This window comes from Reichenbachiella versicolor, from assembly GCF_003171675.1.
Lineage (GTDB): Bacteria > Bacteroidota > Bacteroidia > Cytophagales > Cyclobacteriaceae > Reichenbachiella > Reichenbachiella versicolor.
Genome location: NZ_QFZQ01000007.1, coordinates 245,863 through 271,898 on the forward strand (window position 1 = coordinate 245,863; position 26,036 = coordinate 271,898).

The 26,036-nt window shown below is 37.0% G+C and carries 24 protein-coding genes; 4 read left to right on the forward strand and 20 right to left on the reverse strand.

What is annotated here, in order from left to right; translation table 11 throughout:
• Window positions 1-37: 37 nt before the first annotated feature.
• From DKG80_RS15515 to xerD, 8 genes are all read right to left on the reverse strand, one after another.
• On the reverse strand, window positions 38-910 hold the full coding sequence (locus tag DKG80_RS15515; protein ID WP_109832278.1) for a helix-turn-helix domain-containing protein: 873 nt from the start codon (window positions 908-910) through the stop codon (window positions 38-40).
• A gap of 431 nt (window positions 911-1,341) precedes the next feature.
• Window positions 1,342-2,220 carry an AraC family transcriptional regulator gene (locus DKG80_RS15520; protein WP_162555917.1) on the reverse strand — a complete coding sequence of 293 codons (879 nt, stop codon included), beginning with the start codon at window positions 2,218-2,220 and terminating at the stop codon, window positions 1,342-1,344.
• 7 nt (window positions 2,221-2,227) lie between these two features.
• Entirely contained in the window at window positions 2,228-2,707 is a 480-nt protein-coding gene (locus DKG80_RS15525; RefSeq protein ID WP_162555918.1) for a hypothetical protein, read from the reverse strand.
• Window positions 2,708-2,976: 269 nt separating this feature from the next.
• Window positions 2,977-3,894: a BspA family leucine-rich repeat surface protein gene (locus tag DKG80_RS15530; protein WP_109832281.1), complete on the reverse strand. Its 918-nt coding sequence runs from the start codon at window positions 3,892-3,894 to the stop codon at window positions 2,977-2,979.
• Between the two features lie 279 nt (window positions 3,895-4,173).
• Window positions 4,174-4,431: a cadherin repeat domain-containing protein gene (locus DKG80_RS15535; protein WP_109832282.1), complete on the reverse strand. Its 258-nt coding sequence runs from the start codon at window positions 4,429-4,431 to the stop codon at window positions 4,174-4,176.
• Between the two features lie 769 nt (window positions 4,432-5,200).
• Complete coding sequence (gene bla, locus DKG80_RS15540; RefSeq protein WP_109832283.1) at window positions 5,201-6,097, reverse strand: class A beta-lactamase, subclass A2; 897 nt, start codon at window positions 6,095-6,097, stop codon at window positions 5,201-5,203.
• 66 nt (window positions 6,098-6,163) lie between these two features.
• Window positions 6,164-6,874 carry an SIMPL domain-containing protein gene (locus tag DKG80_RS15545; protein WP_109832284.1) on the reverse strand — a complete coding sequence of 237 codons (711 nt, stop codon included), beginning with the start codon at window positions 6,872-6,874 and terminating at the stop codon, window positions 6,164-6,166.
• 426 nt (window positions 6,875-7,300) lie between these two features.
• A complete protein-coding gene (xerD, locus tag DKG80_RS15550; RefSeq protein ID WP_109832285.1) occupies window positions 7,301-8,200 on the reverse strand; it encodes a site-specific tyrosine recombinase XerD in 900 nt (299 codons plus the stop codon).
• Between the two features lie 110 nt (window positions 8,201-8,310).
• Between xerD and aroQ the strand changes: the two genes are divergently transcribed.
• The 4 genes from aroQ (at window position 8,311) to DKG80_RS15570 (ending at window position 10,556) form a co-directional block, all read left to right on the forward strand.
• Entirely contained in the window at window positions 8,311-8,739 is a 429-nt protein-coding gene (gene aroQ / locus DKG80_RS15555) for a type II 3-dehydroquinate dehydratase (protein ID WP_109832286.1), read from the forward strand.
• The gene (locus DKG80_RS15560) at window positions 8,732-9,304 is read left to right on the forward strand and encodes a MarC family protein (protein ID WP_109832287.1); all 573 of its coding nucleotides are present in this window, start codon (window positions 8,732-8,734) and stop codon (window positions 9,302-9,304) included. Before aroQ ends, DKG80_RS15560 begins: the two co-directional genes overlap by 8 nt.
• A 72-nt stretch (window positions 9,305-9,376) precedes the next feature.
• Window positions 9,377-9,835 (forward strand): ribonuclease HI, encoded by a 459-nt coding sequence (gene rnhA, locus DKG80_RS15565; protein WP_109832394.1) that lies wholly within the window; start codon window positions 9,377-9,379, stop codon window positions 9,833-9,835.
• Window positions 9,836-9,845: 10 nt separating this feature from the next.
• A complete protein-coding gene (locus DKG80_RS15570; protein WP_109832288.1) occupies window positions 9,846-10,556 on the forward strand; it encodes a tRNA1(Val) (adenine(37)-N6)-methyltransferase in 711 nt (236 codons plus the stop codon).
• Here the strand turns inward: DKG80_RS15570 and DKG80_RS15575 are convergent.
• From DKG80_RS15575 to DKG80_RS15635, 12 genes are all read right to left on the reverse strand, one after another.
• Window positions 10,553-11,215 (reverse strand): META domain-containing protein, encoded by a 663-nt coding sequence (locus tag DKG80_RS15575; protein ID WP_109832289.1) that lies wholly within the window; start codon window positions 11,213-11,215, stop codon window positions 10,553-10,555. The genes DKG80_RS15570 and DKG80_RS15575 overlap by 4 nt on opposite strands.
• A gap of 359 nt (window positions 11,216-11,574) precedes the next feature.
• Window positions 11,575-15,003, reverse strand: a complete 3,429-nt coding sequence (locus DKG80_RS15580; protein ID WP_109832290.1) for a hypothetical protein — start codon at window positions 15,001-15,003, stop codon at window positions 11,575-11,577.
• Window positions 15,004-15,040: 37 nt separating this feature from the next.
• Window positions 15,041-18,607 carry a sensor histidine kinase gene (locus DKG80_RS15585; protein ID WP_109832291.1) on the reverse strand — a complete coding sequence of 1,189 codons (3,567 nt, stop codon included), beginning with the start codon at window positions 18,605-18,607 and terminating at the stop codon, window positions 15,041-15,043.
• A gap of 133 nt (window positions 18,608-18,740) precedes the next feature.
• Window positions 18,741-19,130, reverse strand: coding sequence for a DUF983 domain-containing protein (locus DKG80_RS15590; RefSeq protein ID WP_109832292.1), 390 nt, complete (start codon window positions 19,128-19,130; stop codon window positions 18,741-18,743).
• 226 nt (window positions 19,131-19,356) lie between these two features.
• On the reverse strand, window positions 19,357-19,926 hold the full coding sequence (locus DKG80_RS15600) for a DUF420 domain-containing protein (protein ID WP_109832294.1): 570 nt from the start codon (window positions 19,924-19,926) through the stop codon (window positions 19,357-19,359).
• 2 nt (window positions 19,927-19,928) lie between these two features.
• Window positions 19,929-20,465, reverse strand: coding sequence for a hypothetical protein (locus DKG80_RS15605; protein ID WP_109832295.1), 537 nt, complete (start codon window positions 20,463-20,465; stop codon window positions 19,929-19,931).
• 60 nt (window positions 20,466-20,525) lie between these two features.
• Window positions 20,526-20,858: a cytochrome C oxidase subunit IV family protein gene (locus tag DKG80_RS15610; protein ID WP_109832296.1), complete on the reverse strand. Its 333-nt coding sequence runs from the start codon at window positions 20,856-20,858 to the stop codon at window positions 20,526-20,528.
• Between the two features lie 20 nt (window positions 20,859-20,878).
• On the reverse strand, window positions 20,879-21,625 hold the full coding sequence (locus tag DKG80_RS15615) for a cytochrome c oxidase subunit 3 (RefSeq protein WP_109832297.1): 747 nt from the start codon (window positions 21,623-21,625) through the stop codon (window positions 20,879-20,881).
• Window positions 21,626-21,640: 15 nt separating this feature from the next.
• Window positions 21,641-22,225: a cytochrome c oxidase subunit 3 gene (locus tag DKG80_RS15620; protein ID WP_109832298.1), complete on the reverse strand. Its 585-nt coding sequence runs from the start codon at window positions 22,223-22,225 to the stop codon at window positions 21,641-21,643.
• 1 nt (window position 22,226) lies between these two features.
• The gene (cyoE, locus tag DKG80_RS15625; protein ID WP_109832299.1) at window positions 22,227-23,114 is read right to left on the reverse strand and encodes a heme o synthase; all 888 of its coding nucleotides are present in this window, start codon (window positions 23,112-23,114) and stop codon (window positions 22,227-22,229) included.
• Window positions 23,107-24,177 carry a COX15/CtaA family protein gene (locus tag DKG80_RS15630; RefSeq protein ID WP_109832300.1) on the reverse strand — a complete coding sequence of 357 codons (1,071 nt, stop codon included), beginning with the start codon at window positions 24,175-24,177 and terminating at the stop codon, window positions 23,107-23,109. Before DKG80_RS15630 ends, cyoE begins: the two co-directional genes overlap by 8 nt.
• 4 nt (window positions 24,178-24,181) lie before the next feature.
• The gene (locus DKG80_RS15635) at window positions 24,182-26,032 is read right to left on the reverse strand and encodes a cytochrome c oxidase subunit I (protein WP_109832301.1); all 1,851 of its coding nucleotides are present in this window, start codon (window positions 26,030-26,032) and stop codon (window positions 24,182-24,184) included.
• Window positions 26,033-26,036: the final 4 nt, after the last annotated feature.

Genomic DNA, 26,036 nt, shown 5'->3' on the forward strand with positions numbered 1-26,036 from the left:
TGAGTAAAAATTTAAGCTCTTTAGGTAAAAAATATAGTTAAGGGTGATTTCTTGTGATTTGAGCTTTATAATCACCAATTGAAATGCCTTTGTAGGTCAAAAAAGTTTTGTTTAAATGGCTCGCATCTGTAAAACCAAGATCTAATGCAATTTCAGAATAGCTTAAATCAGTATACTTAAGTTTCGTCTCTACTATCTTTAGTTTATAATTAAGGATGTATTTCTTCAAACTCATGGACATATTTTTTTTAAAATACTGACTCACATAATTCTCCGATAAATTAAACACATCTGCTAAATGAGTACTCGTTAATAAGTAAGGCTCATAAATATTTGAGTGAATGAAATTTATTATATCCTGTATTTTAGAATTGCGACTAATGTTTGTTTTTTCATTCAGACCATATTCCATATTACGGGCGATTAGGTGCAAAATTATGGTTAATACATTTTCAATAATTATTATATCGTAGGATTGCTTTTTTTGATATTCTTGAATTAGCATTTTTATTAGAGGGGCGAAATCATCAATTTCGGTTTCTATTTTAAACTTTACAACAGGTAATTGAAAGCTGTTGCTATGAAGAATTCCTTCCATCTTACGAAACCAATCATTTGCTGAGGTAACAGGTATTTTTGATAATGAATTGTTGAAGAAGTTCTTTAAGAATTTAATAGTCGTAACTGTAGTCACACTTTCAGCCTGTACAATATAGACATCATCGGGTATAAATATAAAAACACTTTTAGGTGTATAGGGCACAACCTTCTTGTTAACTCTAATTGTTCCTGTCCCCGAATGAAAATATACAATTTCAAAAAAACGTATACTCGTATATTGGCAAAATTCAAAGTTGCTTGCCTCTTCGTAATGTTGAATAACTATATTTTCAATTATAGTTCGTGGCATTTTTCAAAAATATGGCTAAAGTAATGGTAGGCTACGTACCTCACCACGATAAGTTTTAACACCTCGAATCTAGCCGATCAGTCTAAATTTTCAGTGTTTTCGCACTTAGACTTATCACAAAGTTTGTCTCAACATAATTATGCATACCATATTGGGTGTGCATATATGCATAGGGTGTTGGGTATGCATAATTTAAAAAGGTCAAGTTTAAAATTATGCACAGGGTCTAGGGTGTGCATATATGCAAGGGGTATGAGGTGTGCATATATGCATGGGTACTTAGGTATGCATATATTTTAAAAACACTTCTAGCATTCTTAAAACAATTCATTCTTTTCAATTAGAAGTCATTTATTGTGCGACGCACATTCCTTAGGGGACCCTTCCTTCGTGGTCGATAATTTGGATAAAAAATAATTGATTGTTCTAGTCTAGAACAAAGCCTTTGACGCTCGTTTTCTAAACTCTGATGGTGGAATGCCTGTGCACTTTTTGAAGAATGCTGTGAAATTGGCTGGTTCTGTGAATCCTAGGTCGTAGGCTAGTTCCTTATTAGTGAGTTCGGAGAAATAGATCATTCGTTTCGCTGCTAATATGATTCTACTTTGGATATGCTCTTTGGCTGTTTTGCCTGTTAGATTCTTTACGACACGGTTGAGATAGTCGGGCGTTACATTTAGTTGATCTGCATATTCGTTGACCGTATGCCAAGATTTGAAATTTTCGTTGAGAAGGTTTTTATATTGTAGGAGTAATGACTGACTTGTATCTGCCGAAATATCTGTTTTATCAATTTGACAGAGGTTATTACTTTCTATCAACATTAGCTTAAGCAATGCTCCCAATGCATCATACTTGAAAGGCTGATCCGAACCATATATATTGATTAGTTGCTCTGCATAAGAACATATCTGCTGCAATTCATCGTTATCAGCTTCTAGTGGAGGTGCGCTTCCGAAATCTTGAAACACATTGAGGTTATCTATAAAGTCTATCGAAATGTAATTGTGTGCCAAAAACTCATTAGAAAATGTAATGGCATAGCCAATAGACCTTTGTTCTTCGATTAACTGGTGAACTTGTCCTGGATTGATAAAGTAAATTTGATTGCCTTTGAGTTCATAGGACTTGAAATCTATGACATGTTGACCTTTAGCTGATTTGGTTATGATCACGGTGAAAAAGTCATGACGGTGTGGCTCGTCTTGTTGACCTTTTCTCCGATCATAGATATCATCCATTCGTGATACGCTAAAGCTAATGCTTTCATCTATAGCATTGACCTGATGATATGTTTTAAGTGGTTGCAACTAACTTTTATAATACTTTTTCTGAAACCGCGATTGCTTCTTGTTCAAGCTGCTGTTTCGTTTTGCCCTGAGCTTTCGCTTTATCCGTGCTGAAAAAATTGCTAAACATAAACTTTGACCATTTTACTTTGCCTAATGGTTCGGCAGGAGATGGGTATAGGCTTAGAAAGTTGTTAGCATCTACAGCTATGATATACATCCCCATTCTACTAAAATAGATATCCATACCTGCTTTAGCAGATTCGGCTTCCATTTTACTATAGATCATAGGATTGGCCTTTTCACCCTCAGATACGATGAAAATCGCTTGACCGCTCATTTCTCCAAGTTGGAAATATTTTTCTGATGTAGTACTTCCAGGCTTTAGTTGAGATCGCTCAGGTTCCATGAGGTAGATCTTAGCTGGATCAGATGTAGTTTTTAGATTTTGTCCTTGAGTGGTATATATCAAGGTCAACATGAGTAATGATAATAGAGTTAGTTTCATTGTTTATAGTTATTGTGTACTATGTAAGATAAGACCTTTTTACTGTTTCGTTTTTTCTAACAGCTTGTTTAGTCTTTTTTTCTTCGAATCAGCTATTAACTGTTTAATAAGAATAATTAAGCACTTTGTTAGCCGAAAACAAAAGAGGCCGCTCCGACTACATGGAAGCGACCTCTATTATAATATTCGATTTCAACATAGAGATAAAACCCTATCAGTTTTATTCAATTGTCACCAATTGGATCTTCTAGAAGAGTTTCACAACTAGTTTAGAAACAACTTCCAAGAGTTGGTAAGTCTGAAGCTGATAGGCTAGAACTAACTGAAAAATTTCTACACTGTAATACTTTGGAAGTATTCCATCCACTCAAATCTTGATCAAAGATGGTTGCCATATGGAACATAAACAGCATATTGGTAACATTAGATACATCCCACGCACTCAAGTTTTGATTGAATGCTGCGGCTTGGTTAAACATAAAACTCATACTTGTAGATTTAGAAACATCCCATCCACTCAGGTCTTGATTAAATACAATCGCTCCATTGAACATTGCCTCCATATTACTAACATTTGACACATCCCAACTGCTTAAATCTTGGTTGAATGATCTTGCTTTCAAAAATATTCCTCTCATGTTGGTAACGTTTGATACATCCCATCCATTCAAAGGTTGATTGAATGCTCTGGCATCAGAGAACATAAAGCTCATATCATTCACTTCACTCAAATCAGGTGCATCAGTAGCAAAGACTTCTACATTGAAACAGCCGTAAAAAGCATTTCGCATTGATTTCCAATCGATATCTCCCCAACTGTTTACCTCAGTTATTAAAAGTCTTGAACCACTGTTATTGAAATAAATAGCTGGGAATTCTCCACTAATCATGATCGTATAAGTTCCAGCAGTGGCATAAGTGTGTGAAGCATCTCCTGTAAAACTCTCTCTACCACTATCGTCTCCCCAGTCTACAGTGTAGTTATAGGTATAGCTGGAATTGGTAGGAATGGTAATCGTTTGTGAGTCTACTGTAGTCTCCCAAGTAGTAATAAACGGCTCTACGATATCTGTGACATTGATGATAACCTTAGCTTGTGACTGTAGTTCTCCGTCTGATACTTCTACAGTGATCTCATGGCTAGTTGTAGATTCATAATCAAACATCTTACCTGTAGCTAAGCTCAACTTACCATCACTTGACAGTTCAAATAAGTTATTAGTATCCTGTACAATGGTAAAAGTTAATGCTTCGTCGTCGGTAGCTAATATGGCTCCTATTTCTACATCATCAGCTATATCTTCTGCAACTGTGAATGTTTGATCCGTTATTTTTGGCGCTTTATTGTCTGGTACTTTTGTGACAAGTATAGTGATCCTAGCTGATGCTTGATTTTTACCATCTGATACTTCTACTATGATCTCATAGCTGGCTATTACATCATGGTCTAGAGACTTACCTGCTATCTAACTTATTTCGCCTGTAGCAGTGATCTCAAACAAACTGTCTGTATCCTGTAGAATAGAAAAAGACAATTTATCATTATCAGGATCAATGGCTATTACCGTTCCAATGACTACATCTTCATCCGAATCCTCTGAGATAGAAAATGACTGATTTGTTATCTCTGGAGCAATATTTTGAAACCATAAATCATCCTCTGTACAGGCTAAGTTTATAGCGGCTACGATGATTGATAAGATTAGTAATTTTAGATTTTTCATTTTTTGTGAAGTTTAAGTAGCATGGGCTATGTATGTATTTATCTCCACCATGCTTGATTAAAATTTGATTGTTTGACTACCTACTATGAGGCATATGTGGCATTAGAATAAACGTGATTGAAACTCACAGCAGGAGACCTCAGAAGCATTGTATAACACTATACTTAAGGCGTGCCCGCGGTTTAGTTTCCGTTTACCTAATCGACTAACTCTTCTACATTCAGAAGCATTTACTGGGGCTACCTTCCTCTTTGACAGATGTAAATAACGGGACTGTCGAAACCAACATCACCGTTGAATGGACTCTTAACTCTTTCTTCATTTCTGATTGATTTTTATTCTACTTAATTCAGTTTTTAGTAATTCCTATCCTATCTCTGATCAGGCCAAAATCAGTTTAACTGAGTCTTTGAAACCTTCATAATGAGGTGACTGATTAGGATGACTTGTACAAAAGAGTTGTAGAGATTAGTCGAAACAAACCTTGAATCTATATCCGTAGGGGTTGAATAAATATTCGCTGTGAAGAGAGACGGATAGCTACTGAATGTGCATCAAGTAAGTAAGATCCCAGATAGCTTTTCTCTACTATCATGAGAAAAACTTCTGGGATTACGATTACTTTTTTCGACATTAAGAGTCTTGCTATTGCCAGAGACTTAAGAACATTATACGAGTTATTGGAGACCCCGTAGCTATGCCAGATTTGTGGTCAAGCGGATGTGTTAATGGCTTTATGAGGTTATAGGCATTACTTCTTAGGAGTATCCTACTTATCATTGAAGTAGTCCCAAGTCAGCTTAGTAATATCGGCTAATAATTTCCGATTGACTTCAGACTCTTCTGATGAGTCACTGACTAGGATGCTGATATAGAAATAGTCGCCATTTGGAAGCCAAATAATTCCTATCTCATTCTGTGCGGCTGTAAGGCCTTCTTCGTTTTTACCAGAGTGACCTGTCTTGTGAGCGATGACTGTAGTTTCTGGCAGATAAGTCTTCATGGAGAGCTTACCAACCCACGAAGATTTCATTACGTCCCACAAAAACTGATGACTTGCTGTTGAGAGCAAATTGTCTTTATTCTCATAAAGTGTTTTTAATACTTTAGTTGCCGATTTTGCTGTAGTCCAATTCAGATATTGAATACTCCACTCGCTTTGCATAGTTTCTTCATTGTGAAGTATGGCTATATCAGTAATACCGATTTTATTCATGTATTCCTGTGCTACCGATGGCCCTCCGATCATTTCGAATAGCAAGTCACAGCCTACATTATCACTAACAGCGACGGTATACTTTATCACTTGTCCTAGTGAAAGCTTGCCTCCGTTTGGGTAATCTTTTCTAATGACGCTCCATAGCGGGTTGTCCAATTGCTCTTTGGTAATCTCAATAGTATCGCTCAAATTCAGTTCTCCTTGATCTACTCGATGTAAAACAGCGGCTGCAAGATGAAACTTATAGACGCTCTGCATAGGCAAGTGCAAATCTCCATTGATCGATAATGTATCTAGTGATGATGGACCTATGATGGAAACACCTACCGTGGCGTCTTTGTCTTTTAGAGTATTCTGAATTTCCTTTTTGAGAGGGTCCATTTTAGAAAGTGGAGCTTGACTACATGCAAAAGCAAATAGCAGTAAAATGATGGGGAGGTTTTTCATTTTAAAGAAAGTGACTTTATTGAAATTTAATAATATGAGAGATAATGGTCATAAAGATTGACTGGCTTACTCTTCTAGTTTGAATTTAACAGAGACGGCGGCTTGTACCTTTATTTTCTTGAACTCTATGTCTGCTGGTTTAAATTCATTTCTATTCATTGACGAATAGCCTCTTATCATGATTTGCTGACTTCTATCTTGATATTGATTCACAAATGAGTTGTTCGGGTCATCAGAAATCAAGATTGCAGTTCCTACTTTTTGGCCAAGTGGGTGAGCCAAATATTCTGCCTGTCTTTTGGCTTTTAGTATTGCTTTCGACTTTAGTTGAAGTTTTAACGCTTTGATTTTTGAGTATTCGGTTCGTTCCAGTGTGACATTTGATATTTCATTCTTTTCCAGTTCTAGTATTACCTTACCGGCTGTGATGGCATCAAATACCTTCAGGGTATAGACTTTTACTTTTAGTATGTCTTGATTCTTTAAAAAGTACTTTTTGAAGTTACTTGACAGGTCGTTTAGAGTTAAGTTTTCTTTGGTCTTAATCCCCATCTTCTTCAGTACGGTCACCATTTTGGATTCCAACTCTTCTACAGATACTTTGCCTTTGGTATCCTTCTCTGTTATGGAGATCGTCAAGTAAATTTCGTCGGGTGTGACTAATGTATCGACCATAGCGGATGTCTCTATGAATGGCTGATCTATGAAATTCTTAGTTTGTGCAAATGAGATTTGACATAAGAGAATAAAACTTGATAGAATGAATAGTTTTTTCATAGCTAGAAAAGGAGTTAATGCGATTATAAATAAAAAGACAGTTGTCAAGGTAACTAAGATACTCAAGTACTCTATAGATTCAACTCTGAAAAAACATTTGTCAATCAAATTCAATGATTAAGTCTCTGAGGGTTTCTCTTGTAATCGATTAGTGTTTTTAAGCATAAGATTATTGGAGTGTATCCAGTCGTCATCCTGAAAATCTATTCTGCGACAGTAAGAATTGATTATTCAGGATCTCAAGGCCAACTACAAGCAGAGTCTATCAGATCCCTGATAGCTTTTCTCTACTATCGTGAGAAAACCTTCTGGGATGACGATTAACTAACATGAAACATTCCATACCGACTGCTGTGGCGAGCTTAGCGAACCTCGATTTTTTCTCTTAGGCATCCCCTCTCAAAATATCAAAGGGACAACAATTCATCATGCTCTGGGGTGAAACTCTTGCATGACTTGCTTGAGATAGTCTCTATCTAGGTGCGTATATATCTCGGTGGTGGTGATCGATTCATGCCCTAGCATGTCTTGAACGGCTCTTAAGTCTGCTCCGCCTTCGATCAGGTGTGTGGCAAATGAGTGCCTAAATGTATGGGGGCTAATTCGCTTCTTCAATCCAATAGCCTCTCCTAGCCGCTTGATGATCGTGAATATCATGACTCTGGTCAACTGCGCTCCACGACGATTGAGAAAAACAATATGTTCATGTCCTGGCTTGATATCTAAATGACAACGAACTTCTTCTACATAGATTTTCATGTGCTTCAGTGCGTCTCGTCCGATGGGAACTAAGCGTTCTTTGTTGCCTTTCCCAAATACCCGGAGAAAGCCTATGTCTTGCATGACACTACTTAGCTGCAAATTGACTAACTCAGAGACACGCAATCCAGAGCTATATAGCACTTCTAGTATCGCTCTATTTCGTTGTCCCTCCGGCTTGGACATATCGATGGCATCTAGTAGTTGTTCGATTTCATGAAAGTTAAGCGTATCGGGAAGCTTTCTTCCTAGCTTGGGTGCTTCGATTAAGACTGATGGATCTTTATCTAGCGTTCCCTCATATTCTAAATATTTATAAAAGGCTTTGATTCCTGATACTATACGAGCCTGAGAATATGCAGACATTTCCAGTTCTTGAATGTACTCTAATAGGTCTCTAATATCTACATCCGTGACTTCGAGGGGAGTTTTATCTCTCTTCATCAATTGTAGAAACTGCTCCAGTTTCTGAACATCTCGAACGTAGGCTTCTACGGAGTTGATAGATAGCGACCGCTCTAGCTGAAGGTATGCGGTGAAGTTTTTGATGTAGAGATTCCAAGACATGATTCATTTCTGAAATGAAAGATAAAATAAGCAAGACCAATTGCCTCGTCTCAATTTATCTTTGCGCAAACCTAAACACAACCAGATTAGAAATTGAAATGTATTGATTTATGAAAATCCTTATTCTCAACGGACCCAATCTTAACCTTCTGGGAAAACGTGAACCTGAGATCTATGGTACGCAGACATTTGAAGATTACTTTCAGGAGATGTTGGCCAAGTTTGCTAATGTGGAGCTGGAGTACTTTCAGAGCAATCATGAGGGGGCTTTGATTGACAAGATTCATGAAGTAGGTTTTAGCTACGACGGGATAGTATTCAATGCGGGTGGATATACGCACACTTCGGTGGCTATAGCTGACGCGATCAGTGGTGTAAAGACTCCAGTAGTGGAGGTACATATTTCAGACATCTCAAAACGCGAGAAGTTCAGACATTTTTCTTTTTTGACTGCTGTTTGTGTTAGTCACTATATAGGTCAAGGTCTGAAAGGGTATGATATGGGTGTTGAATATTTAATTGAAAAGAAGGATGTTTAGTTTTAAAGAAATTATCTCTGTCACTCTAATTCTATTTTCGATAATAGATATCGTGGGTAGTTTACCGATCGTGATTGATCTCCGAAAGAGATCTGGAAAAATCGAAAGTGCTAAGGCTACAATAGTGGCGGGAGTAATCATGATTGCATTCCTGCTTTTGGGTACTAAGATTTTACACCTTTTTGGATTGGATATCGTGTCATTTGCCATAGCTGGGGCGTTGATTATGTTTTTGATAGGGCTGGAATTGACGCTGGGTATAGTCTTGTTTCAACCAGATCCTGAGGCTGAAACCAGTTCTTCGATTGTCCCTTTGGCTTTCCCTCTCTTGGCAGGACCCGGTACGATGACGGCTTTGCTTTCCTTAAGGGCAGAATACGAACTACCTAATATTTTAGTAGGGATCGTAATCAATCTTCTCTTGGTATTTATAGTATTGAAATCTTCAAGCTGGCTAGAGGCCAAAATCGGAGTGGCGGGTTTCAATATTCTAAGAAAGGTTTTTGGTATAATTTTGTTAGCTATCGCAATCAAATTGTTCAAAAACGCTCTTTTGATGTGGTAAAATAGATTTCCCTGATTCGTGAGATCGGGGAATCATACTAAATGGGCTGTTGTCCTCGAAATCAATGCATCTATGATTACAATATATACTGATGGAGCCTCTAGAGGCAATCCTGGGCCAGGCGGCTATGGTACGGTTTTACTGGCTAAAGGACATAGAAAGGAACTTTCTGAGGGTTTTCGCAAGACTACTAACAATAGAATGGAGTTGCTGGCTGTGATCAAAGGTTTAGAGGCTTTGAAGGTGATCAATGCTGATGTTTTGATTTACTCTGATTCTAAGTATGTAGTAGATGCTGTAGAAAAAGGCTGGCTATGGGGCTGGGTCAAAAAGAACTTCAAAGACAAAAAGAACAGTGATCTCTGGAAACGCTTCATTCCGGTTTATAAACGAAATAAAGTCAAGTTCAAATGGGTCAAAGGTCATGCTGGTATTCCAGAAAACGAGCGCTGTGATGAACTGGCGGTAGAGGCTGCTTTAGCTCCTAACCTTCCTGCTGATGTGGGATTCGAGTCTGGAGTAAATGGTTAATTGATCTCGGATGCCCAACTCTTATTTTCAATTCAAACAGTTTAAAATCAATCAAGGTCAATGTGCGATGAAGGTCAGCACGGAGGCTTGTTTATTTGGTGCTTGGGTTCAGGCAAATTCTGCTGAGAGAATTCTGGATATAGGGGCTGGAACTGGTCTATTGTCACTTATGCTGGCTCAAAGATTCGATGCTGTTATTGACTCTGTAGAGATTGACGAAGGGGCTGCTCATCAGGCATCGGAAAACTTCAAAGAGTCTCCTTGGTCAGATAGGTTGAATATCCATCATAAGGATATTCAGTCTTTTGCTGAATCATCAAGCATCAAGTATGATTTAATTATCTCTAATCCTCCGTTTTTTAAGTCTTCTTTAAAGTCTCTATCCTCTACTCGAAATCTTGCCCTTCATCAATCTGAAGGTTTAAGCGCCAGTACATTATCCGTAGTGATTGATAAAGTGCTTTCTAATGAAGGAAAAGCTTTCGTTCTATACCCCGAGTATGAAAGTCAATTGTTTTCATTGGAAGCTAAGGCTAAAAATCTATTTGCTAAACCTGCACTCATAGTAAAAAACCAGCCCAACAAAGGAGTGTTTAGAATAATATCTGAAGTCCAACGTAATGATTTTGATGCAATTCCCGAACAAATAAGCATTCGGGATGGCAAGGAGTATACCAATGAGTTTGTAGGGTTATTGAAGGATTACTATCTACATCTCTAATCTACTTTCTTCATCTTAAGAATTTCTTCTCCTGCTTCATTGTATAGCATCAATCTTAGGTCTTTGACTTTGTAAGTTTTAGTCTCTTTTAGTAATTCTCTGAATTGATTTCCCAATTCCATTTTGGGACAATTTTTCATGGTGTGTGCTACAGATCCAAACTCAATACGATCTGTCCCTACTCCTTCTATTTCACCTTGTATAAAATTGCACCCATCAAACCCTAAGAATTTCATATCTCGAATTTTCAGCTCCAGTTGGGGTAACCCTTGCCCTCCTGACAAATCAATTGACTCTCCCTTTACTTTTTCCAGTACCCAGATATCGTTTAGAACCAGTTTCTGATCTTTGATTTTATTGACTTGCTCAGTCATAGTGTAGACTACTGAATCATCCGTTATATACTTACTGGTCACAGCTAGTCTGTATATATAGCCTTCTTCATACTCAAACCCTATTGGTAATGCCTTTGAGCTTTCCCATTCGTTCATATTTGGATTTTCACCAAGTTTTATTTTATAACATAGCTCGGTAGATGATTTGTCGCATTCTGTTCTAAGGCTATACACCCAGAGATATTTTTCTCCTTCTTTTAGTTCGTATTTAGTTTGACACCCGAAAAGTATCGTGATCAGAAGTGCTGCAATATATAGTCTCATCAATCGTCTTGTTTTTTGCTACCAAATGTAAACGAATTGTAAAGCCCTCCTGTATCAATAGTCTACTTTTGATCATTTTTTATTCTCTTGCCTTGACTGTGTCTGTCCCTTACGCAGGACAGGTTCGTTCCCTTATGCTGGACAGATGTTGTCCTGCATAGGGGACAACTATTGTCCAATAGATGATGTTGTTTAAGAATGTTTGATGTGACAGGTTATAACAATTAAATGGCATTGATTTCTCTACTCAATACAGGTTTTTCTGAGCCTTACTGGAACAGACATTGTGCTCACTACTGAGCAGATACTGTGCTAAGTACTGAGCACACATCGTGTCCTTATGTAAGCATGAAGAATGTTTAAAACAATGCAGTCACCTGCATTCTCCCCATATGAATCATATTAGACCCTGATGACTTTCGCCCTTCATATCCCAAAGTCATTTGTAGACCAGAGAATAGTTTCTGATTATAGTTTAGCCTCCATGCTGTATTGACTCCAGGACGAAGAGCATTGAGGAGTTCATAGGCGGCTGCGGTGTTTTCATCTCCTTCAAAGCTGATATTGGAGTAGGTAAAATTAGCAGTGAGTGAATTTTTAATTCCATTGGCCCATCTCGTTTCGAATGTAACTTCATCTGTTTGAGATTCTTCAGGGACTTCAGCATCTGTATTTATTTTCTGAATCAAGCTATAAACTGTGGAAAACCTAAGGTTATTATTCGGTTGCCAGATAATACCAGGAGCGATTCTATTAGTCTGTATCTCGAAATTCTGGTCCTGCTGATATTGTGATGCATTTTTCTTGTACTGTATCATGTATCCTGTCGTCAGCGTTATTTCATCACCAATATGATAGCGAAGGTTAGTGCTATATTCCTGAGTAGATCGAGAGTCTACACCTCTGGATATAGCTTGCTTGGATCGATTGACTAAATAGGTAATATCTCCTCCAAGTCCTCGCCCAGTACGATTATAAAACATGGTGGAGCGTATACCATCTCGCGTAAATATTAGGTTTTGATCATCGATTTGAAGTGCGAAAGGGTTGAACCTAGAATTGAAATCATCATCTGTATTTTTCTTATTGATATTGATATTAGTTCTATTACTCCATTTACCAAGAAACCCTAAAAAGCCATCAGCTTTGCTCCATGACCGAGGAGCGTTAGCATTCAATGTATAAATAAAAAGTGTATTAAATGCATCTACAGATTCTGTAGTAGGTACAAAGACCCTGATGTAGTTCTTTTCGTCAAAGTTGACTGCTAAGAAAAACTCTGATATGTCTTGTACTCCATCTTCATTCAAGTCCCGCCAAGTATGGGTTCCCTCTCCAGTTGGTACTTGTACATATGCGAATTCACGCAGTATCTCTCGGCTACTAGATGTAGAATACATTAGATCAGTGTCCAAATGCCTTTTGAAATAAACACTTCTCCAGTTAACTCTTCCTAAAATCAAGTTCTCATCATCTAGTTCGCTAAACTCTTCTAGATATTGTAGCTGGCGATAGGTGGCTGTCAGTTCTACCACCTGACTAGCTCGTTTGGGAGTGGAAACCTGAGCTGTAGTGGTCTGTGACTGTGTAAATGGTAACAAATTACCTTCTGTTATACTCTTATCCTCTCTGAATATCTGTTCTAGTCGAAAACTCATTCGTAGAGAATCATGGTTTCTGATATAAAATTGCTGCGATGTATAATTCATAGCAGTACTCACAAGGGAGTCTGTCCCTGTAGCTTTGACTTCATTTTGATCTGCCATGATTTTATAGCCTGGCACAGCAAAGAAACGGTCGTAAAACACTTCTCCATGCCAGCGCTGCCATGACGATTCTTGGTAGAGGTTGTCATTGTTCATGTCGAACCATGCTCCTGAAAACTTTATCGCATCAAAGCTTTTTTGAAGTGAATAATCCTGTTGATATCCATCAATCGCAAATTCCTTTTGGCGAGTACTGTATCTTGCGTTGATCTGATTATATAGATCTTTCTTTATTGAGGCGACTATATTGAAAATGTTGTCACTGGTTCGAAATGTATCCTCTTTCGCTCTATAACTCCAGTTGCGATCGTACTCTATTGGACGATATCTATCGATTATTTGAAAGTCTTTACCGTCATACTCGTAATTAATATCTGCTGATAAGAAATAGCCTTTTGAGAGTGGCTTTTTAACAATTCGAGCACCTATCAATGTGGCCAGATCTCTGTTATCTTCATTACCTATAGGAGAATACAAATTAAGGTCTTCGTTCGAAAAAGCTACTTCCGAATAAGCTTCCAAGGATTTGCCTATTCTCAACTTTGCTTCAACTGTAACCATTTGCCTCATATTCGGAGCAGGAACAAACCGAACAGGGGCATATCTTCCCATCGACTGCCCGAGCTGAGGGCTTACCCATTCATACACTCTGCCATTGACATCATTTTGAACCAATTCATAATCTCCATTTCCAAACCCCACCTCAGCAAAAGAAACCTGATATAATTCGGCTATAGAATCTCTTGAATATTGAAATATTTCTACGGGATTATTATCTAAATCAACTGTATCGATCTTTTCGTACAAAACCCTATCTGCTAAATATGGGACTTGTAATTCACTCCCTATGGGTACTGGGATATCATCATCTCCAGCCTCAGCCATCTTGATTTGGTCTTCTTGAGACAAGGTAAAAGCCAATGGGCGATTGAGATCATCTTTCTCTCGATAATAGTTAAAAGTAAAATCTACTTTACCCGAGTTTACTTTTTGTCTCGCAGTAATAATCGAACGACTATAGCTCTGGTCAGAATATTCAAAGGTCACCCTGATTCTCGTGAACTGTGTAATCAATACATTGGGTGTAAACGTAATCTCACCTAGATTGTAATCAATAACATAGTCATAATTGAAGCCACGAGTCATCAACTGCCCGTCAATATAAACCTGCTCTGAGTTGGCCATTACTACTAAAAATTGTCGCCCATTTGCATCACGCAATTGATAGGGTCCTTGTAGCCCTTCTTCTGCATCTAATGTCAAATCAACGAACTGACCTTTTGCCGCTGCGATAGCAAACATACTTTGACCATAAGTCTTATTTTGATCACCATACTTCACATCAATTTTCCCTCCTAATACATTCTTATTGTACTTTAGGAAATAGGAATTGTCATTCTTGAGTAAAACATCTCCAGCTTGAATGGACAAATCATCATTATAAACTTCAAAGGTTACATTGTCAAACTCTCGCAACTGTTGGGTATTTCCTTCGGGCTGAAAGGGAACATTTTGGTCTGTTATGTCTGCTCGGATGTTTAATTTATCGGTCAGTTGCCCTTCCATTTGAAAGTTGAAACTAGAGTTTACATTGACACTTTGAGAATTTCCAAAACTCACACCTCTCGTTAAACTTCCGGTCTTATAAATTTTTGGTGTTTCAAATAGCTCTTCCTTTTCGTATTGGTAGACCTCTTGGGTAAAAGCAGAAAAAGTAGCGGTAGAGTCGTAAGCATCCGCTGATTGATGAGCATATACCTTCTCAACATTAATAGGAAAAACTCTGTAACAAACCTCTATAGAAGTGGCTATAGGAACTTTGAGAGAAATCTCTTTGGTCGATTGATCATATTCAAAAGCAAGGTTTGGAGTCAACTCAATACTCTGGGGGTCAATTAGCAAGCTATCTCTTAATGCTATCGTAGAAGAAACTGGAAGGGTAGTAAGGCAGCGTCTGCCGTACTGTGCCCATGCGATCTGCACCAAAAACACTATCCCGAAAGTTAAAACTATTCTTCGCATCTAACCTATAACACCAATCCGCTAAAATTAGTGAGTATTAGGCGTTATTTTGTACGGTTTCGTCTTTCCAAAGTGGCATACTGATCATAAAGGTCGTATGACCAGGTTCAGACTCAAACCAGATATTACCTCCAGCATGTTCGATACCTCGCTTGGCTACTGCCAGTCCAATGCCTGACCCAGTTTCTTTGGTACTGAAATTGGGAATAAATACTTTATCACGATTCTCCTCATCTATACCTTCTCCTTCATCTTGGAAATGGGCAACGATATTGTCCCCGTGGATAAAGAGTCTCACCATCATCATAGGGTTCTCTACGTCTTTCATAGCTTGAAAACCATTTAAAATGAGGTTATTAAAGATTCTTCCGAATAGCTTTTTGTCCCCGGACACTATACATGCTTCCATTGGGATTTCAAGATCGATTCTCTTATCTACATGTAGATCTACAGATCTTTGCAAAACTTCTCCAAAATTAAACGGTTCATTCAGTGGTGTTGGCATTTTAGCGAAGTGACTAAATGAAGTTACTATCTCATCTAAGGTATCTACTTGTGCAAGTAGGTTATCCAAAGTCTTCCTTTTGTTTGGTTGATCTGCAAAAACTCTATTAAGGTGCTGAATAGAAAGCTTCATCGGTGTCAGAGGATTCTTAATCTCATGAGCTACCTGTTTGGCCATCTCGCGCCATGCTGCTTCCTTCTCGTTTCTCGCTAGTTCTACTTTGGTCTCTTCTAGCTTAGCTAACATGTTGTTATACTCATTGACCAGAATACCTATTTCATCATCAGACTCCCATTCTATTGGTTGATTATCATTCACAAAGCCCGTATCATGAAGTTTATCTGCTACATCCACTATAGGCTGTGTCAATCGGGCAATTACCCAATAAGCGACTCCAATTGATAAAATAAATACTAGCGTAAAAATGTTGATAATGTCACCAAACACTTGAAGTTGTTGACGTTTCACATAGTTTTTGATCCCAAAATAGGGTGAAGCTAATACACCCAGAACTTCTCCAGTAACTGGCGAATTGATTCGTACATACGATGTCTTATACTGAAACTTACCGATAGACTCAGACATGGTAAAGTAGTCCTTATCAGACTTAAACAACTCAGATACCGCAGCAGGGTTTAGATATTTAGATAATATTCCTTTATTAAAAATTTCAGGTGTACTCGATGCAAGTAGGACTCCACTTTTACCATATAAGCTGATATCCATCCCTGAATAAGCAGCCAACTGATTGATTTGATCTTCTAAACGTACCTTACCGATTCTCTTCTTTGCATATGCACTCAAAGGATCATCAAGATTCTCTGTCAAAAGAGCCGTTCGTTTAAGATTCGACTTTTCAATTTCCTTCTTATTAGTCCTATCTGTTGTGGTTAAAACAGCACTTGCTACGAGTATCAAGGGTACTATAAATGACACCGCAGAATACAGCATAATCTTCGTAGAAAAGCTCAGGTAAATCCCTTCATTTCTTTCACTCTTTACCATAATTACACTCACTAGACCAAGAACGAAGAATAGTAGAATGAAATAAAAAGAGAAGTTAGATATCACACTAGCAGACTGATATACCTTTTGGCTGACTACAGTAATCTTCCCTCCGAACTCAGCCCCTAAATGATGATACCCTTCACGTTCAATACCTACGTTATACAACGGCACCTCTCCAAGCCATTTCATATCAAAATCCGAAGCATACTCGAAACTTCCTGAGGTATAATTAAGCCCGCCATCTGCAATGAAAGCGTAACTGTAGCCACTCTTCTCTAGCATTCTTCTACTAGCCAAGAGTAAAGGAAGTACACGTTTAGAAGAGAATTTTTTCATCGTCATCTCGATACGCATAAAACCTTGCCTATTGCCTAATTCTACGAATGAGATGTATCGTTTTCGTTTGTTATGAGTAATCTTCCCATCGTAAAAAATATTTGGATATGCCGTCTTATAATCTGGAAAATCAAACTTCTTTTTTGATTCCTCAAAATTATTAGCCAAACTATTCAAGAAGTAATTACCAGTGCTATCATAAAGCTGTACGACAACTTCAAAATTCGAGAAATAGGTATTTAAATAATATTTTTCTAGCCGATGCTTAGCCAGCTTCTCAGCGCGAAGCTCATTTGTATAGTATTGTAAAAATTTCGTATCATTCGATACACCTTCCAGTATGTCTGATAAAATAAACTCTCCTTCTATATCCCTATCAACTTGCAAATAACTGATAAACCTCTGCATCTGATATAGCTCCTTACGCTCAGCAGCTTTATAAACGGATAATGCCGAGAGTCCCGCTAAAACAATTCCTGTAAACATTAAATAGTTGACGCTCTGAAATTTTAAAGAACTCAGGGTTTCTGGCATTTTTAGTTTATAAGTACTAAAGATGTAAAGAGCATTAATTACCAGCACGAAACCACCCATAGTCTCTGAAACAAGCAGTAAAGTGGCGCCTCCTAAAGAAATCAGGTGTAGCATAAGTACGAATCGATCCTTTACCCAAACACTCTTTACCAGTCTAAATGATAAACTATGAATCAAAAAGAACATGATCGCAAGCAACCCAACCAAGAGATAGCCGGCTATACGATCAGAAGTAAACTCAAGTGATGTGCTAATATCTAAGCTAACATTGGAATTGACCCCAATCGCATATATCGAACTAGCAAACGCGTATAATGCTAAATAAGTGCCTAATACTGAGCTGATCACGAACACTATCTTTAACCATTTTCTCTTCGGAGCGAAACCATCCAAATTGAATAAAATAAAAATCAAGAAAGTGCTTATAGAGATTACGTTTAAAATTCCATCACCAAGGGAAGGATAAAAGCTTCTGAAATGAAAAACACTTGGATCGAAAAGGCTGAACTCATCCAAAAAAGGCAGATGCCCGTAGGTATGAGCAATGAGTCGCAACACTAATAGTATCAAACACAACAATAATACTGCAAACTGGACACCAATTTTATATATGATCCTTGATGCTATTTGATACACTAATGTGAATAGAGAAATGATTAGAAGCAAATACAAAAACTTAATCAGCATAGTCTGACTAGAGGATAAAAAGTTTTCACTTCCAATACTTACATAAAACAACACATCCTCATTATACTGAATTCTCACTCCTGTCCCATTGGAAACCATGCTTACTCCATGAGGAATAATGTTATGATTGATCTTGACTCGATCATACTCACTTGACAGGTTATACAATCGACGCAATGGACTAAAAACAGCATGCGTAGAATTTCCTGTTATCTTATAGGAATAAAGGTACTCGCCATATTCAGTACTCAGTAATTTTGAATTAGGACTATTTAATATCAGATCAAGAGTGGGAATATAATCGTTATCTGACCACATTACAGGACGAGCAAGAGAATCATAGCGAACTGTAATTATGTCTCCAGCTACTCTTCTCTTTCCGTCCAAAATGGATTCAAACTCCTCAAAACGTAAAGATACTTGCTCTTCAATCCATCTAACCGTATTTTCCTCTGATCGTCGACCAGATAAAAAAATCACCGTCAATGCTGTTAGACACAGTATTGCAGTAATAAGAGAATAATACACTTTCATAGAGACAATTTCTAGGTTAAAGAAGGTACCTTGAAATTAGATAAATTAATAAGAGTCTTATAAAAGAATTCTACAAAACCTCTTTTATTGAAAAACCTGGCTTCTTCAGCCGTTTATTTTGAAAGCATCTCAGTTATCCTTTACTGGATTTCATGACTGACGGATCGTAATCTACTCCTCCAAACACATTAAAGAAAATCGACCTTGACAAACGGTATTGAATTGGCCAAAGTATTGCAACTGTTGCAATAACCGTAGTCATATATACCCACATATCGGGATCTCCAAAAAAATTATATAAAATAACGCCAACCGTGATCATTGTAGCTACTGAAAAACCATAACTCACATACATGGCGCCAAAAAAGAAACCCGGCTCTGGCCTATAAGTCTGACCACACTTTGGACACTCTTTTGGCATTTTTACATTAAAATAATTTCGGAACATTGAAGTCTCGAACATATCACCCTCTCTGCACTTTGGGCATTTACATTTTATTATTGCCTCTCCTTGACTTGGCATGTTGTTTAAATTTAAAAATGACTACTCCTGCTATCACAGCAAAAGCCAAATATGGTGAGCTAAACAAATAGATAATTCCAAAATTAAGTCCTTCAGCTAAAGCTAGTTCTCCGTTACTCACATTATTAACTATTGTGGTTTTACACATTGCACACTGCGCATTAGTGTAATAAGAAGTAGTTAACACACAGATTATTGTGATTAAATAACGCATGTTAAGTGTTGATTATTGATAATAAGGACTAGCAAGCACATACACCATCACACCCGTAACAGAAACATATAGCCAAATAGGCCAAGTGTATTTGACGGTTTTAACATGTTTTTTAAAATCCCCAGCTAAAGCAAAATAAAAAGCTCTTAGTACAAAAGGTACTACAACTATAGAAAGGGCTATATGTGACAATAAAATAATCAAATAAACTATTCTTAGACTACCTATCGCCGCTTGCTCTAAATCATCTACTACGTAATCTCCATTGACATCTCCAAATCTAACAGACTGAACAGACCCATGATAAGTAACATAAGACAACAAAAACAAAGTACCCAGTAGCAAAGACAAAGACATCATTAACTTATGAAGACTAATGTTTCCAGTTTTCGCAAACCAACCTCCCAATATTAATAGAATTGCCGTAGTTCCGTTTAATATCGCATTTACTTTGGGAAGGCTTCTAATCCACTCGTAGTCAGTTTCTAACTTAAAAGGAGTAAAAAGTAGTATCGCTACTAACGCAGGTACTACTATAGATAATATAGTAATTATAATACCTGCCTTTCTAGTGTCTGTCATTTCTATTCTTCTAGTAAAATTCGTGTCTCAATTACTAATCTATCTAGCTCCTCCAAGTCCGAAATATCATAATAACCTCGTACTCTTCGCTCAGTATCACATAATACAAAAGTAGAATCGCCTTTTTTATCTGATAATACCAACGCACACCTTGCAACAGAGTTCAAAGAATCATTTAACCAATAAGTACTTTCAACGACATTTTGTTCTATTACAGTACTATCTGTATACAGTAATAAAATATGAACCCTATCCTTCCAAGATTGAGTAAGGAAAGACTGAATATTCATCATCAATGTTTGTGAAACTCTATTCTCTAACATTCCATAAACCAAAACCCCTGAATCAAGTTGATTTAAAAAATTTGGGACTTTATACTGAGTTTGATTCGGATATTCACAAGGTTCATTTTCACCTTCTATTGTTCCTTGATAATAAACAGGAATCGCAAATTTGTTCTCTCCAAACATTTGAAGAAACAAATAAATCCCAACTGGTAAGCCAATTAGAATGATTAATAATGGCCATTTTAATTTCATGAATAAAAAAAGCCGTTCAAAAATTAAGAACGGCTGTTAGTATTTTAAATCTAGAATCGATTATTGACCTAATAAAGCTTGAAAAACAGCCTCACCTTGAATCAGTAATGCTATTAACAACCACACAATAAAAATGCATGGATATACAATACTGTTAATCAAACTCCTCTTCTCATGCCCTAGATGCATGAACTCAGAAACAATATAGTAAGCTTTATATATCGTCAATAAAATAAAGATCGACGTTTTTATTGAGTAGGATAAATCCGTACCTAATGCGATAATAAACTCAACAGTAGTCGCAGCTGCGAGATAACCTGTAACCTTCCAAATCTTAGTAATCTTAGCTTTATCAGCTGGTATTACCTCTAACGTGCTTTTTTCCTGCTCCATTTTATATAAATATTTTTATATCAAACCAAATAAAAGAATGTGAAAACAAATACCCAGACTAAATCTACAAAATGCCAATAAAGTCCGACTTTTTCCACCATCTCATAAGTTCCTCTTCTTTCTAATTTACCTACAGTAGCTTGAAAGAAAATAATGAAATTTAAAACTACTCCGGAGAATACATGAAAACCGTGAAAACCCGTAATAAAGAAGAAAAGTGCCGCAAAATTGGGTGGTCCATACTGATTCTGAGACAGATTAGCTCCGTAAAAAATTGAACCATCTAGTAACTTTCCTCCGGCATCGGTTCCATGAATAAAATGACTCCATTCCCAAGCTTGACAGCCTAAAAAGGTTATTCCACCCAACAGTGTCCATAACATCCACTTCTCTACAGCAGCTCTATCATTTCTCTGCCCAGCCTCTACAGCCAAGACCATTGTTACCGAACTAAGTATCAAAATAAAAGTCATTATACCTACAAAAACCAATGGTAGATCAACTCCATGTAGGAAAGGAACTGCATTAAATACCTTATCTGGTATTGGCCAGTATTCCTGAGAAAATACAAATTCTTCTATAGCCCCCTCGAAAGCCGGGTGACTAAATCTCACCATACCATAAGCGATCAATAATGCAGAAAAAGTGAACACATCTGACAAAAGGAAAAACCACATCATCAGCTTTCCATAACTTGCATTCATCGGTTCATTACCGCCACCCCAAAGATTTTTGGAATCATCTACAACTACTGCAGTTCCAGCCATTTTTATTCGTTTTAATTAATGATTAAGAGTCAAAAATAAATATAAATACATCCAAAGTCCACCTAAGAAATGCCAATACGTGGTACACATTTCAATTCGAACCATACTTTTCGAATGCACTCTATATCTAAACGCAGCGTTCACTACGATTACTAAAAAAATTATTGCACTAACAAGATGTACACCATGAGCGCCCGCTAATACATAAACAAAAGAGCTCATAGGATGACCTACCCAATATCCACCAGCATTAGTAAATTCAACTGCAGCCATACACTGCATTACTAAAAAAGTCACTCCTAATAAAGCCGTAGCTAACAAAGAAATCTTAATATTTAATATTTGATTTCTTTTACTAAAAATATATGCCATATGCATAGTAACACTACTCAAGACTACTACTATTGTAGAATAGTCAAACATTAACGGTATTTCCAAATCTGGGATAGTACCATCAGACTGTTTAACCACATAAGCACTAGTCCATGCTGCAAAAAGCATAAACACGGAAACCAAGAACAACCAAAGAGCAACCTTCTGAGGGTGCAATTTGAATGATGTTCCTTTATCTTTTCTTTTTAATGGGAAAGCTGTATCCATCTCAAATTTTATCTAATAAATAAGCGATCTGTACAATAGGTAAATACAAAAAAGATCCAAACATGATCTTCAAAGCAGCTTTATCAGAATAATTTCTCATTAAGCTGAACGTCTGCGCTAAAAAAGCTACACCACAAAAAGTAGCTATTATTGCCGAATTTAGGCCAGTAAGCCCAAAATAGGCTGGTAATAAGCCCAATGGAATTAAAAACAATGTATACATCATTATATTAATAGCAGTATTCAAATCTTTTCTACCTCCATTCGGTAGCAATTTGAATCCAGCTTTTCTGTAATCCTCATCAGCAACCCAAGCAATCGCCCAAAAATGAGGGAACTGCCAAATAAATTGAATTCCAAAAATTATCAAAGCCTCATACGTCACCATTCCTGTGGCAGCTGTCCAACCCAATAAAGGTGGTAAGGCTCCTGGAATAGCACCTACAAAAACCGCTATAGGTCCCACTCTTTTAAGTGGAGTATAAATGAAACTATATAATACTAGAGAAACAAAAGACAATAATACAGTTAGGAGATTTGTCGTGAACCAAAGTATTCCCAAACCAAGTATCCCTAAAACAACAGAAAAAATAATGGCTTCATTTCCAGAAATTCTTCTTGTTGGAAGAGGTCTAAACTTTGTTCTCTTCATTAATGCATCGTAAGGAATCTCCAATACTTGATTGATAGTAACTGAAGCTCCAGAAACTAAAATTCCTCCAATAGAAAGACAAACTAACGTCCAGAAACTCAATTCTCCCTTTGTACCAAGTACGTAACCAAAACCAGAAGAAAAAGCAACGAGAGAAGAAAGGCGTAATTTCATTAATTCAACATACGCCCTTGCTTTATCTGCAATACCAATCGATATATTCTCTACTTTATCCATTTACCAATACAGGATTATCCGAGGATCGTTCTTTTATCATTAAATACAAATAATACTGGGCACCAAAAACACCTACTCCAACAAGTAAATGTATAGGTTGAGCAAATCGAGGTAAACCAAAATATGCCATTACTATACCAGTTAGTATCTCCAGCACAATCATCGAAACAAGACTAGCAACTAGTATTTTAGACTCCTTGAAATTACTTACACTTTTCAATAAAATGTAACCTAAATACACATGTAACAATAGCAATAGCAAACTATAAGATCGATGGATATAAAACGTCAGTCCTAAGTTCTCAATCCAACTCTCTCTTAACCCTTCTCCTAACTTAAGTGCTATTTGATCTATTGCTTCTCTTATTTGCGTCCCTAAAAGAATTTGAATCAAAAATAACACCATACAGACCTCCAATATCCTTCTCAACCTCTTAGGCCTGAAATTAACAATACCTTTCAAATCGCTTTTAACTACTTTAAACCTAGCTAATTGTAATAAAGCAATTAAACCTATAGCTAGCACCATATGAAATGTTATCATCCCTGGTAATAAATTTGTACTAACTACAATTGAGCCTATCCAACCTTGAAAAACAACCAATATGAGTGAAGTAATTGATAGATACACTACAGCATTATTTAAGCCTAAATAACTCAAAGAGGATAAAACTGTTGCTATTATCAATAGTCCTATTATCACTCCAATTAACCTATTAATATATTCAATCCAAGTTCTTGTAAAGTTGAATTCTTGTTCAACAAATATTGATTCTTCTTCACGAATCTTCTTGGACAATCTCTTCATACCAATAAATGAAAACATCTTTGCGAGCCTTTCATTTTTTTCTAGTCTTTTATTAAGATACAGATCTTGATAATCACTAGGTAAATCTGAAACATCAGTTGGAGGTACGAATTTCCCAAAACACTTTGGCCAATCTGGACACCCCATTCCAGATCCTGTACTACGAACAATGCCGCCTACTAATATTAAAAAGTAAACGGCAATGATCGTAATAAAATTAATTCTTCTAAATAAACCTTTATATGGTCTAGGCATTAGCCTATTTATCTACTTGTTCAGTTTTAGCACTCTCCTCTTCATGAGCAAGATTAGATTCTGGTGTAGATGACAATGGTATAGTCTGTGGTATAAAATCAGATTCTGAACCTGGTTTACTATAATCATAAGGCCATCTATAAACAGTTGGAATTTCTCCTGGCCAGTTTCCATGTCCCGGTACTCTTGGAGTCGTCCATTCTAATGTATTAGACTCCCAAGGATTTTCAGGAGCTTTCCTTCCTCGAATCATACTATAGAAAAAGTTGAACAAAAAGATGAACTGTGCACCGAACGTGATAATCGCAGCTGCACTTACAAACATATTCAAATCACCAAAAGAACTGAAGGCGTCAAAATTCGTGAAAGAGTAATATCTTCTAGGAAAACCAGCGATCCCGATATAATGCATTGGGAAAAACACTAAGTAAACACCAACGAATGTTAGCCAAAAATGAATGTACCCTAGTTTATCGTCCATCATTCGTCCAAACATTTTTGGATACCAATGATATATACCAGCTACCATCCCAAAGAATGCAGAACTTCCCATTACTAAGTGAAAATGGGCAACTACAAAATAAGTGTCATGCAAGAAAATATCTAAAGCTGAATTACCAAGGAAAATACCCGTAACACCACCTGAAATAAATAATGACACTAAACCTATAGAGAACAACATGGCCGGTGTAAACCTAATGTTACCTCGCCACAACGTTGTAATATAATTAAAACCCTTAATAGCTGAAGGTACCGCTATAATGAGAGTTAAAATCATGAATATAGACCCTAAAAACGGACTCATACCAGTAACAAACATATGGTGCGCCCAAACTACGAAAGACAAAACACCTATACCCATCATAGACCCAATCATTGCTCTGTATCCAAAAATTGGCTTTCTCGCATTTGTCGATATAATTTCTGATGTAATACCTAATGCTGGTAAAATAATAATATAAACTTCTGGGTGCCCTAGAAACCAAAACAAATGCTGGAATAAAATTGGACTACCGCCAGTATTTGGAAGTGCTTCTCCTCCTATATAGATATCAGAAAGATAAAAAGACGTACCAAAAGATCTATCAAATACTAATAATAAAGCACAGGCAAAAAGTACTGGAAATGATAATAGACCTAAAATTGCTGTTAAAAAGAATGCCCAAATAGTCAGTGGCATTCTTGTAAAAGACATACCTTCAGTTCTAAGGTTAATGATAGTTGAGATATAATTAATCCCTCCTAAAAGCGATGAGGCTATAAAAAACACCATCGCTACTAACCAAAGTGTCATACCTAATCCTGATCCTGAAATTGCTTGAGGTAAAGCACTTAAAGGTGGATATATTGTCCATCCTCCACCAGCAGGCCCTGTTTCTATGAATAAAGAGATAAACATGATTACACTTGACAAAAAGAATAACCAATATGACAACATGTTCATAAAACCAGATGCCATGTCCCTAGCTCCTATTTGAAGCGGTATTAAAAAGTTACTAAAAGTACCACTTAAGCCAGCAGTCAATACGAAGAAAACCATTATCGTACCGTGCATAGTCACTAAAGCCAGATAAAACTCAGTGTCTAATTTACCAGTATCAGTTATCCATTTTCCCAAAAGAGGTCTTAGCCACTCAAGATCCATATCTGGAAAACCTAGTTGTAATCTAAAGATGATAGAAAGTCCACCACCAATTATCGCCCAGAATATACCGGTTAGTAAGAATTGCTTACCAATTACTTTATGATCTAGAGAGAAAATATAATTTGTTACGAAGTTCCCATGGTGCTCATGATCATCATGATGCTCATTCGCGCCACTATGCTCTAATACTTGTGCTTCTGAAACTGCCATATCT

What these genes read in the sequence shown, in the direction of transcription:
- bla (WP_109832283.1), bottom strand. Translation starts at nt 6,097, where the DNA reads ATGAAAAACCTCCCCATCATTTTACTGCTATTTGCTTTTGCATGTAGT.
- DKG80_RS15615 (WP_109832297.1), bottom strand. Translation starts at nt 21,625, where the DNA reads ATGGCTGGAACTGCAGTAGTTGTAGATGATTCCAAAAATCTTTGGGGT.
- DKG80_RS15580 (WP_109832290.1), bottom strand. Translation starts at nt 15,003, where the DNA reads ATGCGAAGAATAGTTTTAACTTTCGGGATAGTGTTTTTGGTGCAGATC.
- DKG80_RS15600 (WP_109832294.1), bottom strand. Translation starts at nt 19,926, where the DNA reads ATGACAGACACTAGAAAGGCAGGTATTATAATTACTATATTATCTATA.
- DKG80_RS15515 (WP_109832278.1), bottom strand. Translation starts at nt 910, where the DNA reads ATGCCACGAACTATAATTGAAAATATAGTTATTCAACATTACGAAGAG.
- DKG80_RS15620 (WP_109832298.1), bottom strand. Translation starts at nt 22,225, where the DNA reads ATGGATACAGCTTTCCCATTAAAAAGAAAAGATAAAGGAACATCATTC.
- DKG80_RS15630 (WP_109832300.1), bottom strand. Translation starts at nt 24,177, where the DNA reads ATGCCTAGACCATATAAAGGTTTATTTAGAAGAATTAATTTTATTACG.
- DKG80_RS15610 (WP_109832296.1), bottom strand. Translation starts at nt 20,858, where the DNA reads ATGGAGCAGGAAAAAAGCACGTTAGAGGTAATACCAGCTGATAAAGCT.
- DKG80_RS15535 (WP_109832282.1), bottom strand. Translation starts at nt 4,431, where the DNA reads ATGAAAAATCTAAAATTACTAATCTTATCAATCATCGTAGCCGCTATA.
- cyoE (WP_109832299.1), bottom strand. Translation starts at nt 23,114, where the DNA reads ATGGATAAAGTAGAGAATATATCGATTGGTATTGCAGATAAAGCAAGG.
- DKG80_RS15545 (WP_109832284.1), bottom strand. Translation starts at nt 6,874, where the DNA reads ATGAAAAAACTATTCATTCTATCAAGTTTTATTCTCTTATGTCAAATC.
- DKG80_RS15570 (WP_109832288.1), top strand. Translation starts at nt 9,846, where the DNA reads ATGCCCAACTCTTATTTTCAATTCAAACAGTTTAAAATCAATCAAGGT.
- xerD (WP_109832285.1), bottom strand. Translation starts at nt 8,200, where the DNA reads ATGTCTTGGAATCTCTACATCAAAAACTTCACCGCATACCTTCAGCTA.
- DKG80_RS15605 (WP_109832295.1), bottom strand. Translation starts at nt 20,465, where the DNA reads ATGAAATTAAAATGGCCATTATTAATCATTCTAATTGGCTTACCAGTT.
- DKG80_RS15560 (WP_109832287.1), top strand. Translation starts at nt 8,732, where the DNA reads ATGTTTAGTTTTAAAGAAATTATCTCTGTCACTCTAATTCTATTTTCG.
- DKG80_RS15575 (WP_109832289.1), bottom strand. Translation starts at nt 11,215, where the DNA reads ATGAGACTATATATTGCAGCACTTCTGATCACGATACTTTTCGGGTGT.
- aroQ (WP_109832286.1), top strand. Translation starts at nt 8,311, where the DNA reads ATGAAAATCCTTATTCTCAACGGACCCAATCTTAACCTTCTGGGAAAA.
- DKG80_RS15590 (WP_109832292.1), bottom strand. Translation starts at nt 19,130, where the DNA reads ATGCCAAGTCAAGGAGAGGCAATAATAAAATGTAAATGCCCAAAGTGC.
- DKG80_RS15585 (WP_109832291.1), bottom strand. Translation starts at nt 18,607, where the DNA reads ATGAAAGTGTATTATTCTCTTATTACTGCAATACTGTGTCTAACAGCA.
- DKG80_RS15635 (WP_109832301.1), bottom strand. Translation starts at nt 26,032, where the DNA reads ATGGCAGTTTCAGAAGCACAAGTATTAGAGCATAGTGGCGCGAATGAG.
- DKG80_RS15525 (WP_162555918.1), bottom strand. Translation starts at nt 2,707, where the DNA reads ATGAAACTAACTCTATTATCATTACTCATGTTGACCTTGATATATACC.
- rnhA (WP_109832394.1), top strand. Translation starts at nt 9,377, where the DNA reads ATGATTACAATATATACTGATGGAGCCTCTAGAGGCAATCCTGGGCCA.